Origin of the sequence: Asticcacaulis sp. (assembly GCF_051954415.1) — a bacterium.
Classification (GTDB): Bacteria; Pseudomonadota; Alphaproteobacteria; order Caulobacterales; family Caulobacteraceae; genus Asticcacaulis.
Window position 1 is genome coordinate 182,870 of the sequence record NZ_JBQCHT010000047.1, and the last position, 16,349, is coordinate 199,218.

Annotated in this window: 16 protein-coding genes; 5 read left to right on the forward strand and 11 right to left on the reverse strand. The window is 58.7% G+C overall.

Annotation, left to right across the window (positions count from 1 at the left end; translation table 11 throughout):
- Window positions 1-27: 27 nt before the first annotated feature.
- Together ACTHND_RS18745 and ACTHND_RS18750 are read left to right on the forward strand one after the other, a co-directional pair.
- Window positions 28-771 (forward strand): lysophospholipid acyltransferase family protein, encoded by a 744-nt coding sequence (locus ACTHND_RS18745; protein WP_440179477.1) that lies wholly within the window; start codon window positions 28-30, stop codon window positions 769-771.
- A 59-nt stretch (window positions 772-830) separates the two neighbouring features.
- Window positions 831-1,235: a hypothetical protein gene (locus ACTHND_RS18750; RefSeq protein ID WP_440179479.1), complete on the forward strand. Its 405-nt coding sequence runs from the start codon at window positions 831-833 to the stop codon at window positions 1,233-1,235.
- A gap of 150 nt (window positions 1,236-1,385) precedes the next feature.
- Here ACTHND_RS18750 and ACTHND_RS18755 read toward each other — a convergent pair whose 3' ends face one another.
- From ACTHND_RS18755 to ACTHND_RS18790, 8 genes are read right to left on the reverse strand one after another with little or no spacing between them, the layout of a single operon-like run.
- Window positions 1,386-1,772 carry a HesB/IscA family protein gene (locus ACTHND_RS18755; protein WP_440179480.1) on the reverse strand — a complete coding sequence of 129 codons (387 nt, stop codon included), beginning with the start codon at window positions 1,770-1,772 and terminating at the stop codon, window positions 1,386-1,388.
- Window positions 1,773-1,774: 2 nt separating this feature from the next.
- On the reverse strand, window positions 1,775-2,167 hold the full coding sequence (locus tag ACTHND_RS18760) for an SUF system Fe-S cluster assembly protein (protein WP_440179481.1): 393 nt from the start codon (window positions 2,165-2,167) through the stop codon (window positions 1,775-1,777).
- Window positions 2,168-2,179: 12 nt separating this feature from the next.
- Entirely contained in the window at window positions 2,180-3,394 is a 1,215-nt protein-coding gene (locus ACTHND_RS18765) for an aminotransferase class V-fold PLP-dependent enzyme (RefSeq protein WP_440179482.1), read from the reverse strand.
- Window positions 3,384-4,463 carry a Fe-S cluster assembly protein SufD gene (gene sufD, locus ACTHND_RS18770; protein WP_440179483.1) on the reverse strand — a complete coding sequence of 360 codons (1,080 nt, stop codon included), beginning with the start codon at window positions 4,461-4,463 and terminating at the stop codon, window positions 3,384-3,386. The genes ACTHND_RS18765 and sufD overlap by 11 nt, the downstream gene beginning before the upstream one ends.
- Entirely contained in the window at window positions 4,463-5,212 is a 750-nt protein-coding gene (gene sufC, locus ACTHND_RS18775) for a Fe-S cluster assembly ATPase SufC (RefSeq protein WP_440179484.1), read from the reverse strand. The genes sufD and sufC overlap by 1 nt, the downstream gene beginning before the upstream one ends.
- A 12-nt stretch (window positions 5,213-5,224) precedes the next feature.
- The gene (gene sufB / locus ACTHND_RS18780) at window positions 5,225-6,691 is read right to left on the reverse strand and encodes a Fe-S cluster assembly protein SufB (RefSeq protein ID WP_440179486.1); all 1,467 of its coding nucleotides are present in this window, start codon (window positions 6,689-6,691) and stop codon (window positions 5,225-5,227) included.
- Window positions 6,691-7,800, reverse strand: coding sequence for a cysteine desulfurase family protein (locus ACTHND_RS18785; protein ID WP_440179488.1), 1,110 nt, complete (start codon window positions 7,798-7,800; stop codon window positions 6,691-6,693). Before ACTHND_RS18785 ends, sufB begins: the two co-directional genes overlap by 1 nt.
- A gap of 3 nt (window positions 7,801-7,803) precedes the next feature.
- The gene (locus ACTHND_RS18790) at window positions 7,804-8,337 is read right to left on the reverse strand and encodes an Rrf2 family transcriptional regulator (protein ID WP_440179489.1); all 534 of its coding nucleotides are present in this window, start codon (window positions 8,335-8,337) and stop codon (window positions 7,804-7,806) included.
- Between the two features lie 12 nt (window positions 8,338-8,349).
- On the opposite strand from ACTHND_RS18790, the gene ACTHND_RS18795 reads away from it, so the two are divergent.
- Together ACTHND_RS18795 and ACTHND_RS18800 are read left to right on the forward strand one after the other, a co-directional pair.
- Window positions 8,350-8,508 (forward strand): hypothetical protein, encoded by a 159-nt coding sequence (locus tag ACTHND_RS18795; RefSeq protein ID WP_440179490.1) that lies wholly within the window; start codon window positions 8,350-8,352, stop codon window positions 8,506-8,508.
- On the forward strand, window positions 8,509-9,159 hold the full coding sequence (locus ACTHND_RS18800) for an alpha/beta hydrolase (protein WP_440179491.1): 651 nt from the start codon (window positions 8,509-8,511) through the stop codon (window positions 9,157-9,159). It abuts the gene before it with no gap.
- Here ACTHND_RS18800 and ACTHND_RS18805 read toward each other — a convergent pair whose 3' ends face one another.
- Together ACTHND_RS18805 and ACTHND_RS18810 are read right to left on the reverse strand one after the other, a co-directional pair.
- Entirely contained in the window at window positions 9,160-9,564 is a 405-nt protein-coding gene (locus ACTHND_RS18805) for a hypothetical protein (protein ID WP_440179492.1), read from the reverse strand. It lies immediately after the preceding gene.
- A 10-nt stretch (window positions 9,565-9,574) separates the two neighbouring features.
- Complete coding sequence (locus ACTHND_RS18810; RefSeq protein ID WP_440179585.1) at window positions 9,575-10,708, reverse strand: anhydro-N-acetylmuramic acid kinase; 1,134 nt, start codon at window positions 10,706-10,708, stop codon at window positions 9,575-9,577.
- An 82-nt stretch (window positions 10,709-10,790) separates the two neighbouring features.
- Between ACTHND_RS18810 and tyrS the strand changes: the two genes are divergently transcribed.
- Entirely contained in the window at window positions 10,791-12,050 is a 1,260-nt protein-coding gene (tyrS, locus tag ACTHND_RS18815; RefSeq protein WP_440179493.1) for a tyrosine--tRNA ligase, read from the forward strand.
- 39 nt (window positions 12,051-12,089) lie between these two features.
- On the opposite strand, the gene ACTHND_RS18820 is transcribed toward tyrS, so the two are convergent.
- A complete protein-coding gene (locus tag ACTHND_RS18820; RefSeq protein ID WP_440179494.1) occupies window positions 12,090-16,274 on the reverse strand; it encodes a hypothetical protein in 4,185 nt (1,394 codons plus the stop codon).
- Window positions 16,275-16,349: the final 75 nt, after the last annotated feature.

Genomic DNA, 16,349 nt, shown 5'->3' on the forward strand with positions numbered 1-16,349 from the left:
ATGTTGTCAATTTGGGGTATGTCTGTCATGCGCAGCTTTCTGTTTGCCGTCGCCTACTGGTTTTTGTCAGTTACCTACAGCCTGATGGCGCTGGTTCTGACGCTTTTTCCAGGGCGCAAACCGGTCAAGTGGATCATTCAGCGCTACACGCGCCGCATGGTGCAGGCGATGCGGATATTCGCCGGCATCCGGCTGGAGGTCCGCGGCCGTGAACATATTCCGGCCCAGCCGGTGATTTTTGCCTGCAAGCATCATAGCTGGGGCGACGGCTTCTGCATCTACTCTCAGTTCGATGACCTCGCCTTCGTCACCGGTGATCATCTTGAAAAATTTCCGCTTATGAGCACCCTCCTCTCCAAGCTGGGCGCCATTGTCGTCAATAACTGCGGTGGTATCGAAGCGCGCAAGAATTTGGCCAGCCGTTCCGCGGATGCAGCGAAAGATGGTCGGAGCATCCTGATATACCCGGAAGGTCACTTGAATGCGCCCGGCACCTATCGGCGCTATCGTTCCGGCGTATGGCACATGATGAACAACTTCAATATGTCCGTAGTACCGGTTGCCACCAATCTGGGTCTGTTCTGGGAGGAAGATCATTACAAGAAGACACCGGGCACGGCCATCCTGGAATTTCTGGAGCCGATACCGCCGGGTATGGGCAAGGACGAATTCCTTGCCACCCTGCGCGACCGGATCGAGGCACGCTCCCAGGCATTGATCAGCGAGGCGACAGGTCAGCCGCTCGCAGCTTCTGTACTGGTGAGCGATTAAGTCTCTTTTTAAAGGTCGCTGCCTATGATCAGCCGTACCGGTGGATCATGGAGTTTCTTATGTCTCGCGGCTTTCGTATCAGCGCCCGTGTTGATGAAGATCAGCATCTGATCGTTTTCAATATCAGCGGCGATATTGACAGCCAGGCCCTGATTGACAAGTGGATCGAGACCTATGCCAGCCTCGCAGAACCTTGGCTGTATGATCGCCTTCTGGACTATCGGCGCGCCGAAGGATTGGTCGACGTCAATGCACTTGAGCGCTTCGCCGTCTGGTGGGAAGACCGCACACGAGGCATTAATTACAGCCTGAAGGCAGCGATCATCGTCAACAACCCTCTGGATGCCCGGCGCGTACATACCGTTAACGGCCTATTCCCGCATGACATCAGGGAATCCTTCGACTCGCTGGACGACGCGTTGACCTGGCTCCAAGAAGATACAGCCAAACGCGCCTCCGGTTGACCATCCGCCTTCCGCAGGTTTGATCGTTACGTTCTCGCCGCAACCCCATTCCAGTACAAATTTGCGGTTGCGGCGTTAGTCGGCGGTAACGGGTTTAATCGTCACACTCTCGCCGCAACCCCATTCCAGTACAAATTTGCGGTTGCGGCGTTAGTCGGCGGTAACGGGTTTGATCGTCACGCTCTCGCCGCAACCGCAGGCATCGGTTTCATTCGGATTATTGAAGACGAACTTCGAGGCCAGCTTGGTCGTCTCGTAATCGATCACCGTGCCGACCAGATAGAGCACGGCCTTGGGCTCGATCAGGATGGTCACGCCCTTGTCAGTGACCACTTCATCAATGGGCCCGACCTCTTCGGCATAGGAAAGCACATATTCCTGCCCCGCGCAGCCGCCCTGCTTCACACCGACGCGTAGCCCGACATAGGGCTTCACGGCTTTCGCCATAATGGCCTTGACCTGCGCGGCGGCCGCGTCAGTCAGGGAGACAACGGCAGGACGTGGACGGCGAACGCGAGGGTTGACTTGTACTTCCATGATCAGAACATATTCAGTTGCAGCTTGGCCTCATCGCTCATTTTCGACGAATCCCAGGGCGGATCGAACACCAGGTTGACATCGCAGTCGCGCACGCCGTTGACGGTCATGACGGCTTCCTTGACCCAGCCTGGCATTTCGCCGGCCACCGGGCAGCCCGGCGCAGTCAGGGTCATATCCACAACCACGTCACGGTCATCCGACACATCAACACGATAGATCAGGCCGAGTTCATAGATATCGACCGGAATTTCCGGATCGAAGACCGTCTTGAAGGCCGCGATCAGGTCATCTGTCAGGCGCGTCAGTTCTTCCTGCGCGAGGGCCGACGGCTGGTTGGCGCCCATCTCATCCAGGCTAAATAAGGATTCTTGTGATTCAACGGCTTCAGTCATGGGGCTCACACATTACGCAAAGAAGGACTGGGCCTTGGCAACAGCCTCGGCCAGGACATCGATCTCGGCTTCCGTATTATATAGGGCGATGGAGGCGCGAACGGTAGAGGTCACGCCCAGGCGGGTCATCAGGGGTTCGGCGCAGTGCGTGCCGGCGCGCACGGCGACATTATAGCGATCAAGGATCTGCGCCACGTCATGGGCGTGCGCCTGCCCGAGCGAGAAGGTCAGGATCGAGCCCTTGCCCGGCGCCTCGCCATGAACGCGCAGGGAATTGATCTGTGTCAGGGCGTCATGCGCGCGCTGATACAGGGCATGTTCATGGGCGATGATCTCCGTCCGGTCAAACTGCGACAGCCAGTCGATGGCGGCTTTCAGGCCAATCACTTCGAGGATGGCTGGCGTGCCGGCTTCAAATCGATGCGGCGGCTCGTTCCAGGTGATCTTTTCCTTGGTGACGTGCGCGATCATCTCGCCGCCGCCCTGCCACGGCGGCATGGCCTCCAGCAATTCTGCCTTGGCATAGAGCACGCCGAGCCCGGTCGGCCCATAGAGCTTATGCGCCGAAAAGGCGTAGAAATCGGCATCGAGCGCTTTTACATCGACCGGCAGATGGACAACGCCCTGGCAGCCATCGACCATGACCTTTGCACCCACGGCATGGGCCCTGGCGATGATATCGGCAATCGGATTAACCGTGCCCAGCACATTCGACATATGGGTGACGCAGACCAGCTTGACCTGCGGGGTCAACAATTGATCGAAGGCGGCCATGTCGAGTGAGCCGTCATCCAGGATCGGCACATAGACCAGCTTCACGCCCTTGCGCTCTGCCAGCATGTACCAAGGCACGATATTGGCGTGGTGCTCCATCTCGGTAGTCAGGATCACGTTACCGGCTTGCAGGCTTTCGCCCCAGGTGTTGGCGACCAGATTGATCGATTCCGTTGCCGACTTGGTGAAGATGATCTCATTGGTCTGCGCGCCGATGAAACGCGCCACCGTCTCGCGGCCGGCCTCATAGGCGTCCGTCGTCTCGTTGGCGAGTGTATGCAGACCACGGTGCACATTCGCGTAGGAATGGCGCATGGCGTACGACATGGCGTCGATCACGGCATTCGGCTTTTGCGCCGAGGCGCCACTATCAAGATAGACCAGCGGCTTGCCCTTGATCTCGCGCGACAGGATCGGAAGATCGGCGCGAGCCTTTTCAACGTCAAAGGGCATGAAAGCTCTCCCCTTCCATGCTCTCAGAAGCATTTTCCAGGAAATTCAACACGGTCTCGCGCAAAACCTCATCCTCTATGGCATCGGCCACCGGCAGGACAAAGGCATGGGTCAGCATGGCGCGCGCCGTTTCTTCGGGAATACCGCGGCTCTCGCAGAAAAACAGGGCTTCCTCATCCAGCGCGCCGATCGTGTTGCCGTGCGCGCACTGTACGTCATCGGCATAGATTTCCAGTTCCGGCTTGGCGCGGATATGCGCGCCGTCGTTCAGGATCAGGGCCTGATGGCGCATACGGGCGTCGGTGCCATCTGCGCCTTTCTCGACAAGGATACGCCCCTGGAAAACACCTGTGGCGGTATCCTTGACCAGCCCCTTGATGAGTTGCGCCGTCTCGCCGTTGATCTGGCTGTGCGTGACGCGCGTGGTCAGGTCGAAATGACGCTTGTCCTTCAGCAGGTAGGCGCCGTTCATCTCGACGACCGCGCCATGACCGGCATGATTGACCTGCGTCTCGAAACGCTGGAACTTCGCGCCCGATGAAAAGACATACTGCTTGAAGACACTATTCGGCGCGGTCTCAACGGTTGACTGGCGCACGGAAACGGCGGTTTCCGGCTCGTCCAGTATCACCACGCGCGTCAACTTCGACCCCTCGGCCAGGGTAAAGCGCAGATGGCTATGGACGGCGTACTCGAAGGCGCCGGTATAGTCTTCGAAGACCACCAGTTCCTGACCGGCAGTCAGGCTGATCTCGCCATGCCCCTGATAACCGAGGTAGCCGTCCTCGTCGCCGAAATCATTGCCGTCGATATAAAGCCGGCCATGCGCCTTATGCATGGCGAAATCGGCCGCAGCCTGTAGGCCGTCGAAACCGGCTTCATCGGCGGAGAAATAGACAAAGCCATCCGGTTCCGCTTCCAGTTCCGACAGGGTGCGGACGACCATCGCCTTCTTGGGCGCCTCACGCAGCACGCGGCTGAGGTCGGAATATTTCCATTCCTCATCACGGCGCGTCGGGTACGACGACGGATCGAAAATGTCCAGCGCTTGTAACGTTTTTGGCAACATTACGCCGCTTCCCCCAGATACTGGTCATAACCGTGGGCTTCGAGTTCCAACGCCAGCTCGGGCCCGCCCGAACGGACGATCCTGCCGCCCACCAGCACATGAACGCGATCCGGCTTGATGTGATCAAGCAAGCGTTGATAGTGGGTGATAACCAGCATGCCGCGATCAGGTGCGCGCAGGGCATTGACGCCATCCGAAACCACTTTCAATGCGTCGATATCGAGGCCGGAGTCGGTCTCGTCGAGGATCAGGAACTTCGGTTCCAGAAGTGCCATTTGCAGCACTTCCATGCGCTTCTTTTCACCGCCGGAGAAGCCGACATTGAGCGGCCGCTTGAGCATGTCCATATCGATCTTCAGGGTCTTGGCGACTTCGCGCACACGCTTGAGGAATTCCGGTGCAGAAACCTCGGCCTCGCCGCGCAGCTTCTTCTGCGCGTTAAGCGCGGTGCGCAGGAAAGTCAGGGCCGGCACACCTGGGATTTCCAGCGGATACTGGAAGCTAAGATAAAGCCCGGCAGCGGCGCGTTCATGCACGTCCTTTTCCAGCAAATCCTCGCCGTTGAAATCGACGCTGCCGCCGGTGATCTCATAGTTCGGGCGACCCGCCAGAGCATAGCCGAGGGTCGACTTGCCGGCGCCATTCGGCCCCATAATGGCGTGTACTTCACCAGCGGGCACATCCAGCGACAAGCCTTTCAGTATCTGTTTGGTGTCAACAGCGACGGATAAGTCTTTGATTGAAAGCATAATAGTCAATTCCTAACCCACCGAGCCTTCGAGGCTGATGGCAACAAGCTTCTGCGCCTCTACGGCGAATTCCATTGGCAGTTCCTGCAACACATCGCGCACGAAACCATTGACCAGCAGGGCGACCGCCTCTTCCTGGCTAAGGCCGCGTTGCATGGCGTAGAACAGTTGATCTTCGGACAACCGCGTCGTCGTCGCCTCGTGCTCGAACTGCGCTTTAGCCGTATCGCTCTCGACATAGGGCACGGTGTGGGCCGCACAGGTCTTGCCGATCAGCAGGCTGTCGCACTGGGTGAAGTTGCGCGCACCGCTGGCCTTGGCATGGGCCGAGACCAGACCGCGATAGGTGTTGGACGACTTACCCGCCGACACGCCCTTGGAAATGATACGCGACTTGGTGTTCTTGCCCAGATGGATCATCTTGGTGCCGGTATCGGCCTGTTGCGCGCCATTGGTAACGGCGATCGAGTAGAACTCGCCGACGCTTTCATCGCCGCGCAGGATGCAGGACGGATACTTCCACGTCACGGCCGAGCCGGTCTCGACCTGGGTCCAGGACACCTTGGAGCGCGCGCCGCGGCAGTCGGCGCGCTTGGTGACAAAATTATAGATGCCGCCCTTGCCCTCGGCATCGCCCGGATACCAGTTCTGCACGGTCGAATATTTGATCTCGGCATCATCCAGCGCCACCAGTTCGACCACAGCGGCATGGAGCTGGTTTTCGTCGCGTTGCGGCGCCGTGCAGCCCTCGAGATAGGAGACGTAAGCGCCCTTATCGGCGATGATCAGAGTGCGCTCGAACTGGCCGGTGTTTTCGGCATTGATGCGGAAATAGGTCGACAGTTCCATCGGGCAGCGGACGCCAGGCGGCACATAGACGAACGATCCATCTGAAAAGACAGCGGCATTGAGGGCGGCGAAGTAGTTGTCCGACACCGGCACGACTGAACCCAAATATCGACGCACAAGATCAGGATATTCGCGCAAGGCTTCTGAAATCGCACAAAAAATCACGCCATGCTTTTTCAGTTCGTCCTTAAAGGTGGTGACAACCGACACCGAGTCAAACACGGCATCGACGGCATATTTCGGCGCGCCGACAACACCCGCCAGCACTTCCTGCTCCTTTAGCGGAATACCGAGCTTGGCATAGGTCGCCAGCAATTCCGGATCGATCTCGTCGAGCGATTTCGGGCCGTTCTTTTTCTTCGGCGCGGCATAATAATAGAGACCCTGGTAATCGACCTTCTGGTAATTGACCTTGGCCCAGTCCGGCTCTTCCATGGTCAGCCAGCGCTCATAGGCGGCCAGACGCATGTCGAGCATCCATTCGGGCTCGTTTTTCTTGGCGGAGATGAAGCGCACGATATCGGCGTTCAAACCCTTGGGGGCGAACTCCATTTCGATATCGGTGACAAAGCCGTGCTCATAGGTTTCCAGCCCGGCGACCGTCTCGATGGTTTCCTTAACCGCAGCCATTACACCAGCTCTTTCGCGTGACGCTTCAAATACACTTCATAACCCTTTGACCAGACGTCATAAAAACGACGCCAGTCTTCTGCCTTTGTCGTCCAGCCCGAAGAGATGCGAAGCACCTTATCCGCCAGATCGGGACGCCCCATACCGATAACCACACGGCTTGACTTCACCTTGCCCGAAGAACAGGCCGAACCCGATGAGACACAAATCCCGGCCATATCCATATGGATCAGTTGCAGGTTCGACGCCCAGTCTGCTTGCGCGATATAGAGGATGCCCGGTACGCGCTCTGCCTCTTCACCCAATATGGTGACGCCAAGCGACTTTAATGCCGCCTCGATCGAATTTTGTGCGCTGCATAAATCGTCAGATACGCCATGGCAAGCCTCAAGCGCCGCCGCGAAGGCCGCGATGCCGGCAATATTTTCCGTGCCGGCGCGCATGCCCAGTTCCTGGCCGCTGCCGGTGATCAGGGCTTTCAGCGCATGATCGCGGTTATAGATCAGGGCGCCCACGCCCTGCCCGCCGCCAATCTTGTGCGCGCTAACGGCCAGGGAATCCGCCCCCAATGCGGCGAAATCGATATCGATCTTGCCCAGTGCCTGCACCGCATCGACATGCAGCCAGCCGCCGTGCGCATGAACCAGTGACGCCGCCCTGGCGACATCATTGATCACGCCAGTTTCATTATTAGCCAGCATGATCGAGACAAACGGCCTGCCATCGCGCTCTAACAAAGTTTCCAGCGCCGCCAGATCGACCTCGCCCGTGGCTTTCAGGGGCGCAACCGCCGCGCCGGAGACCGCGCCATAGATGCTGTCGTGCTCGCCGGCGGAGACAACGGTGTAGTCATACGCCCTCGCCTGATGCAGTGCCAGCGCATTGGCCTCGGTGCCACCGGAGGTAAAAACCAGCCCGCCAATGCCAATCGCATTGACCGCTGACAATAGATCATTGCGCGCCTCTTCCAGGATCATCTTCGCCTTGCGACCCAGACTATGCACCGACGAGGCATTGCCCCCCTGCTCTGATGCACGCAGAAAGGCGTCACGCGCTTCGGGGCGAAGCGGCGAGGTCGCAGCATGATCAAGATACAGGATGTTCGCCAAAATCTATGCCTCCACCATCAGGGGAGAGACAGCTTCCGGAGTCGTGATGCGGACCGTCTTGCGCGTCCGTTTGCGGATGACATCTTCCAGCGAGACCTGTGACAGGTAGTCATGAATCGCCACGCCTAAGTCTTCCCACAGATTATGCGTCAGGCAGCGTTGGCCGCCCGGCATACAGCCGATTTCACGCACAGCCTGATCCTTGGTGAGGCGCTTGTTGGCGCCCAGCTTGTTTGAGGTCATCGAACAACGGGTGGCCTTGATCGGCTCATCGACGGCCAGCACGATTTCGGAAACGAACAAGGCGCTGCTCTCGCGGGCCAGCGTATAGCCGCCGCCAGGGCCGCGCGCGCTTTTGACCAGTCCGGCCTTGCGCAGACGGGCGAACAACTGCTCCAGATAGGAGAGTGAAATCTGCTGACGTTCGGAAATTTCGGACAGGGAAATGGGACGCCCGCCCTTTTCGCTCCCCTGCGCATTCAGCGCCAGGTCGGTCATGGCCATGACCGCATAACGTCCTTTGGTCGATAGGCGCATGAGGGGTCCTGTATGGATTTGTTTCAAAAACCTGCGCAAAGAGAAATCTTTGTGCTAAGAGGCGCAATTGCTGCCTTTGGCGGTGTGGACCGGAATGTAATAATTCCGACTAACGCAGTCAAGTATTTTGCGCCGCAACATGACAATTTTATGATTTTACAAGGTGATTGAATGCCCGAAGTCATTCTGGCCGGCGCCGCCGGACGCATCGAAGCCCGCTACAGCGCCGGCAAGACGGAGAATGCGCCGATCGCGTTGATTCTGCATCCGCACCCCAAGGCGGGCGGCCACATGAATAATCCGGTCACGGTGCAATTGTTCCACCTGTTCATGACGCGCGGATTTTCGGTGCTGCGCTTCAATTTCCGTGGTATTCAGAAAAGCCAGGGCGAATTCGATTCCGGCATTGGCGAACTGGCGGACGCCGCCACCGCCCTCGATTGGCTGCAGGCCAAGAACCCCACCGCCTCGCAATTCTGGGTAGCCGGCTATGATTTCGGGGCCTATATCGGTATGCAGTTGCTGATGCGCCGCCCGGAGACCGACGGCTTTATCTCGGTTTCGCCGCCGACCAATGCCTATGATTTCAGCTTCCTGGCCCCCTGCCCGGCTTCCGGCATGTTCCTGCATGGCGGCAACGATTCGATCGTGCCGACGGCCGAAGTGGATCGCGTCGTCGCTAAGCTGCGGACACAAAAAGGCATCACCATTGCTTCGGAAGTGGTGCCGGAAGCCAATCACTTCTGGAACGAGCAACTGCCGGAAGTCGAACGCCGCGTCGGTGCCTATATCGACCGCCGCATGGCGGGCGAAAGCGAGTAATTAAGGACAGCGCACGCGCGCCGTATCATCCACCTTGAGGGTCTGGCCGTTATCGGCCAGCACCAGGTGCAGGTCGCGGTCCCACTGCTCGCCTTCGCCGGAAAAAGCGGCCCTGACCGTCACCTCGTCCGGGCCGTTGATGATGACGCTCTTTATGAGCCCGCGGCTTTCCCAGAAGGCCAGTTCCGTCTGGGTAACCACCAGTTTCATGTCACTCGACGCCTTGCAGGTATCCAGACTGGCATCCCAACGCCCGGTGAAGGCTTGCGGCAATAAAACCGCTTCGGGTGCCAGGGACGCCGAGTCACTCTCCGCAGATGAAGCGGCCGCAGAGGCGTCCGATGTCGGCTTGACAGGCGAACAGGCCGCCAGCGCCAGCAACCCGATCATAAGCGCAATTCTCATCTTCCGTCTCCTATCCCGCCAGTGATTGACGGCGGGCTTTCGGATAACTGACACGCCCGCCGGTGAGTGGCATTTTGACGCCGGTGGTGCCGGGGAAGGAAATCGGCAGCCCTTTCAGCGAACGCACGGCCATATAGGCGAAACCTTCTGCCTCCAGCGCGCCGCCGCGCCAGTTCAGGTCTTCGGCCAGCCGTACCTCCGCCGGCGCCAGGGCGACCTTGATCTGTTCGACCAGGTGCCGGTTATGCCGCCCGCCGCCAGCCAGAATGACCGTCTTCGGTTTGACGCCAGTCAGGTCGATGCCCGCCAGAAGGCTTTGCAGCGTAAAGGCACTGAGGGTGGCCAGGCCATCCTCGAAGCTCAGCCCTTCAATGGCCTGCAAAGTGAAATCATACCTATCGAGCGACTTCGGCGCCGCCGCGTTGAAAAATTCATGCGCCATATATTGCGCGACGATATTGTCATGGACCTTGCCGGTCGCAGCCATGCGCCCTTCATGATCGAAATCGCCGCGACCATGCTGACGCATCCATTGATCCATCAATCCATTCGCCGGACCGGTATCCATCGCCACAAGGCCCCTGTCGGAAATCATGGTGATATTGGCCACGCCGCCAAGATTAATGACCACCAGAGGCAAATCCAGACCGGCATTTTCCACCAGGGCCTGATGATAGACCGGCATCAGGGGCGCCGCCTCGCCACCCGCCTCGATATCCGCCTGGCGGAAATCGCAGACCACCGGCACGCCGGTCAGGTCGGCAAAAACCTGGCCGTCGAAAAGCTGCACCGTCCGCCCTTTGACGCCCCCTTTCGGGCGCTCATGCAGGACGGTCTGGCCATGGACGCCCAACACGTCGAAATCAGCAAAACTCAGGCTGTTGCGCTCCAGAAAGTCACTTGCCGCTTGAAAGTGACACTCCACAATCGCGCGCCTGGCCTCATCAAAAATGGCTGGTTCCGCCTCGCCACGCGGCCACTTCAGGGCGGCCTGAATTGTAGCTTCCAATATATCCCGCGTCGCGGTCGGCATGGGCAGTTCCGCCCATGGACCGAAAGCTACTTGCGTTTCACCATCGGTTTCAAGAACAGCCATATCGACGCCATCCAGCGAGGTTCCGGTCATAAAACCAAGCACTTTCATCATCCGGGCCCTCTTATGTCTTGACGTTGCGCTGCATATCAGGCCACACAGGCGGCCCAACTTCGACACTGTTATAGCTATCATGACCGAACACAGCTTCAAATCCGAATTTCTGCGCACTCTGCAAGAGCGCGGTTTCATCCATCAGTGTACCGACGCGGAAGCGCTCGATACCCTGGCGGCGGCAGGCATGATGACCGGCTATATCGGTTTCGATGCCACGGCGTCGTCGCTCCATGCCGGCTCGCTGGTTCAGATCATGCTGCTCTACTGGCTTCAGCAAACCGGCCACAAGCCGATCGTCCTGATGGGCGGCGGCACCACCAAGGTGGGTGATCCGACCTTCAAGGACACCCAGCGCCCGCTGCTGACCGACGAACAGATCCAGTCCAACATGGACGGGATCAAACGCGTCTTCGCTAATTTCCTGAAATTCGGGGAAGACGACAATGACGCCATCATGGTCAATAATGACGACTGGCTATCGCAATTCGGCTATGTCGAGTTCCTGCGCACTTTCGGCACGCACTTCACCATCAACCGGATGCTGACCTTCGATTCCGTCAAGCTGCGGCTTGATCGGGAGCAACCGATGACCTTCCTGGAATTCAACTACATGCTGATGCAGGCGGTGGATTTCCGTGAACTGAACGAAAAATACAATTGCGTCCTGCAGATGGGCGGTTCGGACCAGTGGGGCAATATCATCAACGGTGTCGAACTGACGCGTCGCATGAATACCAAGGCGGCCTTCGGACTGACGACGCCTTTGCTAACCACGGCCTCCGGCGGCAAGATGGGCAAGACGGTCGGCGGCGCCATCTGGCTCAATGCCGATATGCTCAGTGCCTACGACTATTGGCAATACTGGCGCAATACCGAAGACGCCGATGTCGGCCGTTTCCTGCGTCTGTTCACCACCTTGCCGATCGACGAAATCGCCCGCCTTGAAAAGCTCGAAGGCGCCGAGATCAACGAAGCCAAGAAGATCCTGGCCGATGAAGCCACTAAAATGGTCCACGGCGTCGAAGCCGCGGTCATAGCACGCGACACGGCCCAGAAGGCCTTCGAACAAGGCGTACTGTCGGCCGACCTGCCGACAGTGGAAATCGAGACGGCCACCCTGGAGGAAGGCATCATGCTGGCGGCCCTGGCCACCCGTATCGGCCTGACCGCCTCCAATGGCGAGGCGCGGCGTCTGGCCCAGGGCGGTGGCCTGCGCGTCAACGATGTAGCGATCAATGACGGCAATCAACTGGTGACAAAAGCCGACCTGAATGCGGACGGCGTCGTCAAGATTTCGCAGGGCAAGAAGAAGATCGTCCTGGTCAGGCCAGCCTGATTTCCCAAACATAACAGGCCGGCTGGAAATCCAGCCGGCCTATTTTTTCAGGCTCTTGTCGTTGCGGTCACGCAGGTCGTCGAGCTTGTTTTCCAGGGTTGGCAGGTCGAGCGCCGGAAACGGTTCCTTGCGACTGGAATCGAACCACACCTTCATAAAGCCCGGCAAGACGACCGACAGCGGATTAACCAGCACTTCCGGCGCTTTCTGCGTGCCGTGGACATGGTATTTGATCCCGACAAGGCCAAGTCCGTTCGATCTCAGGTCGCCGAAGATGCCATTCAGGCTGTAGGCAGGGATCAGGGTGCCGCTCAAGGCCAAAGCCTTTGTATCCAGGTCGCTTGTGCCCCAGACATTTATGCCGAGCGCCTCACCCTTGGCATAACCGTCACGGATAAAGACGACATTGTCCTTATAGCGGATCGGGAAATCGAAATCGGTGAACAGGATGCCATCGCCCACCAGGGTATCGTTCAGCCCCTGGAGCGACGCCACCGTCAGCAGTTGCGCCAGTATCGGTATCTGTTGGGCGCGGACATCATGTCCCCGCAGGGAGGCGTCTATCTGGCCATTGGCGTAAACCCCGTCGATTACCGCCACGCCCCCCCTGACATTGTGGTTGCCGGTCGCGGTCTCGATGACATTGCCGAGATTACCGGTCCTGGCCGTAAACAGGCTGTAGCCGCCTTCGGAAGTCATGGCCAGGGTGAAGGGGCTGCCATCCATGCTTTCCCCATGTCCTGAGCCGCTCAGGCCATTGCGGCCATCCCAGGTCAGGTCCAGGTTCAGATCGTTAAAAACGCCATCCGGCGCCATGCGCAATTGCGCAAGATCAACCACCAGGTGCGTCGCCGGCACGGGTGCCCCCGCGGTGGCGGTTTCAGCCGGAATCACGGCCTTGGTCACGGCCTTTAGAACGCGCTCCTTCTTGGCGTCCAGCCAGGGACGCAGATCAAGCTGATTGCCGCTGATCGAGATGATATTGGTGTTTTTATCGGGTACGGCATAATATTTGAAGGCGACATCAATGAAGTCCTTCAGATAAAGCTTTGAAAAATCGCCGAATTGCAGGTCGCCTGCGTCCGAGAATGACGCCCGTCCGTCAATACCAATATGTGCGCCCTCGCCATAGATGCGCGACAGGTTTGTGCCCCCATTCGGCCCCTGCTCATCAATGGAGACGGCAAATAACGCCGCTTCGCCCGCCGGCTTGTTCCAGTCCGTTGCCCTCACGCCTAACTGGGCATTGGTGGCATCGAGATTGAGCACGGCGGCTGGTTGTCCCGGTGTATTGTAAAGACTGAACACCAGACCGACATTTCCGGCGATATGAACAGGGGTCTGGGAATAACCCAGGGCCGCCAACACGGCATCACTGGCGGTGCCGCGCACCTGGAGTTCATAAGGCACCGAGGTATTCGGCAGCATGATGGGGGGCGGACTGCCATGGCCGCGCAGGGGCATGTCGAAGGCGATGGTCTGATCCAGTAACTTGACTTCACCGGTTAAACTCTTGTCATCCTGCTGCCACAGGGCGGTGACATTGACTGGCGCGGGCGGTGTGAAAAAGGCTTTCGGCAGGCCCAGAACGTACCAGTCATCCGGCATGACCTTCATGTCGAGACGGCGCCGCAATTCGTCCGTACCTGGTATCTCCGACCAGCCCAGCACGGCGCTCATCTGGTCCAGCTTGAGCAGGGCCTCGCGTGACTGGCCATCAAGGGAGATATTGACCGTCAGGTGGCGCGGTGCCTTAAACATCGGCAAGGCGCCATAGCCCATTTCATCGGCTTCATCCGGCGTAATAACCGATTTATAGACGAGGCGCGGCCGCGTGCCCTGGATATAGGCGATATCGCCGGAAAGCGCTTCCGCATCTATTTCACCGCTCCAGATATCACCGGAACGCAACAGGGATATGCGGGTCGGTATTTCACGCTTCAGGTGCTCGAAAATGGGCAGTCCCTGCCCTTCCATACCATCAGAAAGGATCGCGCCCTCGATCAGCATGTCGGTCGGGCGCTGTTCCTCGCCTTCCGGATTGCCGCTCCAGCTTACATTTCCGCGGAAAATATCCGAACTGATCCGGCCCTTTCCGGCCCGGCCGGCCACGGTAAACTGCCCCGTGATCGCCACCGGCACCTTCGGCGAACCGCCAAACTGCGCCGCATTGAAGTGACCAGTGAAATCAATGTCCTGCGACCTGACGTTCATTTGTGTGCGGTAGCCGATATCACCATAATAGGGCCCCAGATGCGCCGGTCCGGTGATGGTCAGCTTATCGGCCAGCAGATCACCGGTTATGTTCAGTTGCCCCTGGCTCATATCCCAGCCCAATGCTGCCTGTTTGAAGGCTCCATTGTTGATGTGGCCGTTGAATCTGACGCTGAAATTATCATTGGTGATATTGCCGAAGACCGGGAAATCGATCTCGACATGGGCGGTGGCCGCGCCGCTCAAACGCTGGCGGGTCAGCCCATTCTGGCTCAGATGATTATCGGTAATTGGGTCGATCGCCTCGATGACGCTCGGCACATCCGCCTCGGCATCGAGCCAGATATGGGTTTTTGTCCTTCGATCGCGGAAGTCGGGCACGCTCAGCCCGCCCTTGATCAGGTTGACATCCACGAGTCGGCCGCCGGAAACATCCATGGCGAAGCTGTTGCCCAGCAGGATGCCGTGGCCTTTCAGACCCTTGGCGTTTTGCAGGCGATGTTCGAGATAGAGTTCAAGATTTTCGAAATCGAAATCGAGCCGCAGATCCTCGTTTTCGAGATTATGAAAATCCCCCGGCTCAGCCTTGAGGACGAAATCGGCATTGGCGAAATCCCCGCCACGAATGCGTTCGATCAGATTTGCGCGTGTATTCGGCGACAGGTCTTCCGGCCAGAAGGCAAAAACCTCCTCCTTGGTGAAGCGCCCCTTTATCTGCGCCGTCAGGTCGGCGCCCAGTTCGCCCGTATCGTCCGTATAGACAACACCCTGGCTTTGCAACGGCGCGCCATTGATCAGCCCTGTTACGCTTTCAATGTGCAAGCGACGTTGACGCGGCACATAACTGCCCCTGAGGCGGGCATTGGTCAGGGTCTGCAGGGCAAAATCGTCAGCCAGCCGGGCAGTCACCCGCGGTCCGGTAAAATTGAACGCCAGGGCCATGTCACGTTTGGCCTTGGCATCCCCCGGATGCACAATGACCGCGCCCTTCAGGTCGGTATCCAGCATCCGTGACTTGACGCGGAAAGTATCGAACCGCGCGGTATGCGTTGCCGAGGTGTAGTTTGCCCGGATACGGGCTTCATTGAAGGGCTGATGGAAGTCGCCGATATCTATGCGCCCCGCCGCCGCACGGATATCGAAAGCGGCCCCCTCGAATCCCTTTTTCTGGCTGTAATCCACGCGGGTCAGGCCATCTACCGGCGCATTGATGCCCGCCAGGGCGCGGGTCAGGCCCACTGAAGGGAACACCCGGCTCGGCACAAGGTTATGGAGATTGGCCGAGATGCTGGCACGGCCCAGGCCAACCACGCCCGACGCTTCGGCCTTAAAAGTGGCGGGCGCCCCCGCCTCCATGCCCAGGCCGTCAATGGATAAGGCCGTATGCGCCGTCAGTTTGCCATGCAACTTGGTAAAGTCGACGGTCGACACATTGGCCGTCCAGTCAAGCGGCGCACCTTCCTGGATCAGCCTCAACTGGCCATTCTTCAGGCTGAGCTGCCGGGTGAAACTGACCGGCTGGCCCAGCTTTTCCGGCCCCGTCAGGTCATAAAAGAAACGCGCCAGGCCGCTTGTGCGCGCCGGTTTGCCGTGGGCCTCATAGCCGAGATCGTAACGGCCTTCCTTCGAGACCGAGGCGGCGACAAAAAAATCCTCCGCCGTCAGTCGTGCCGGGGCGAAGTGGGCCACAATGAGACTGTCCGCCGCCAGGGCGGCCTCCATCTTCCCTGCGCGGGCAATGATCCGGTGCTGCCGGTCGGTGATGATCAGGTCTTCAAAACGGAACCCGACCGCGCGGGCGTCACCGAACCAGACAAGATCCAGATGCTTGATACTGGCTTCCGTGCGGGGCAATTGCGCTTCGAGGCGAGAAATAATAATGGACCGGATGCCGTCGACGCGGATCGGCCCCTGGGCCAGTCGCGCCCCCAGAACCACGACCATGAACACCACCCAGCCCAGAATGAAAAGGCGCAGCCGCTTGCGGATTATGTCGAAAATTCTCTTCACTTAGACTCGGCTGGGCTCGGCTGTTTTACTTTATTGGCGGCTAGTCACGGGGGCGGTTCATGTATAGGACGGTCG

What these genes read in the sequence shown, in the direction of transcription:
- ACTHND_RS18755 (WP_440179480.1), bottom strand. Translation starts at nt 1,772, where the DNA reads ATGGAAGTACAAGTCAACCCTCGCGTTCGCCGTCCACGTCCTGCCGTT.
- sufD (WP_440179483.1), bottom strand. Translation starts at nt 4,463, where the DNA reads ATGTTGCCAAAAACGTTACAAGCGCTGGACATTTTCGATCCGTCGTCG.
- ACTHND_RS18805 (WP_440179492.1), bottom strand. Translation starts at nt 9,564, where the DNA reads ATGAGAATTGCGCTTATGATCGGGTTGCTGGCGCTGGCGGCCTGTTCG.
- ACTHND_RS18750 (WP_440179479.1), top strand. Translation starts at nt 831, where the DNA reads ATGTCTCGCGGCTTTCGTATCAGCGCCCGTGTTGATGAAGATCAGCAT.
- ACTHND_RS18760 (WP_440179481.1), bottom strand. Translation starts at nt 2,167, where the DNA reads ATGACTGAAGCCGTTGAATCACAAGAATCCTTATTTAGCCTGGATGAG.
- tyrS (WP_440179493.1), top strand. Translation starts at nt 10,791, where the DNA reads ATGACCGAACACAGCTTCAAATCCGAATTTCTGCGCACTCTGCAAGAG.
- ACTHND_RS18790 (WP_440179489.1), bottom strand. Translation starts at nt 8,337, where the DNA reads ATGCGCCTATCGACCAAAGGACGTTATGCGGTCATGGCCATGACCGAC.
- ACTHND_RS18765 (WP_440179482.1), bottom strand. Translation starts at nt 3,394, where the DNA reads ATGCCCTTTGACGTTGAAAAGGCTCGCGCCGATCTTCCGATCCTGTCG.
- ACTHND_RS18745 (WP_440179477.1), top strand. Translation starts at nt 28, where the DNA reads ATGCGCAGCTTTCTGTTTGCCGTCGCCTACTGGTTTTTGTCAGTTACC.
- ACTHND_RS18800 (WP_440179491.1), top strand. Translation starts at nt 8,509, where the DNA reads ATGCCCGAAGTCATTCTGGCCGGCGCCGCCGGACGCATCGAAGCCCGC.
- sufC (WP_440179484.1), bottom strand. Translation starts at nt 5,212, where the DNA reads ATGCTTTCAATCAAAGACTTATCCGTCGCTGTTGACACCAAACAGATA.
- ACTHND_RS18810 (WP_440179585.1), bottom strand. Translation starts at nt 10,708, where the DNA reads ATGAAAGTGCTTGGTTTTATGACCGGAACCTCGCTGGATGGCGTCGAT.
- sufB (WP_440179486.1), bottom strand. Translation starts at nt 6,691, where the DNA reads ATGGCTGCGGTTAAGGAAACCATCGAGACGGTCGCCGGGCTGGAAACC.
- ACTHND_RS18795 (WP_440179490.1), top strand. Translation starts at nt 8,350, where the DNA reads ATGGATTTGTTTCAAAAACCTGCGCAAAGAGAAATCTTTGTGCTAAGA.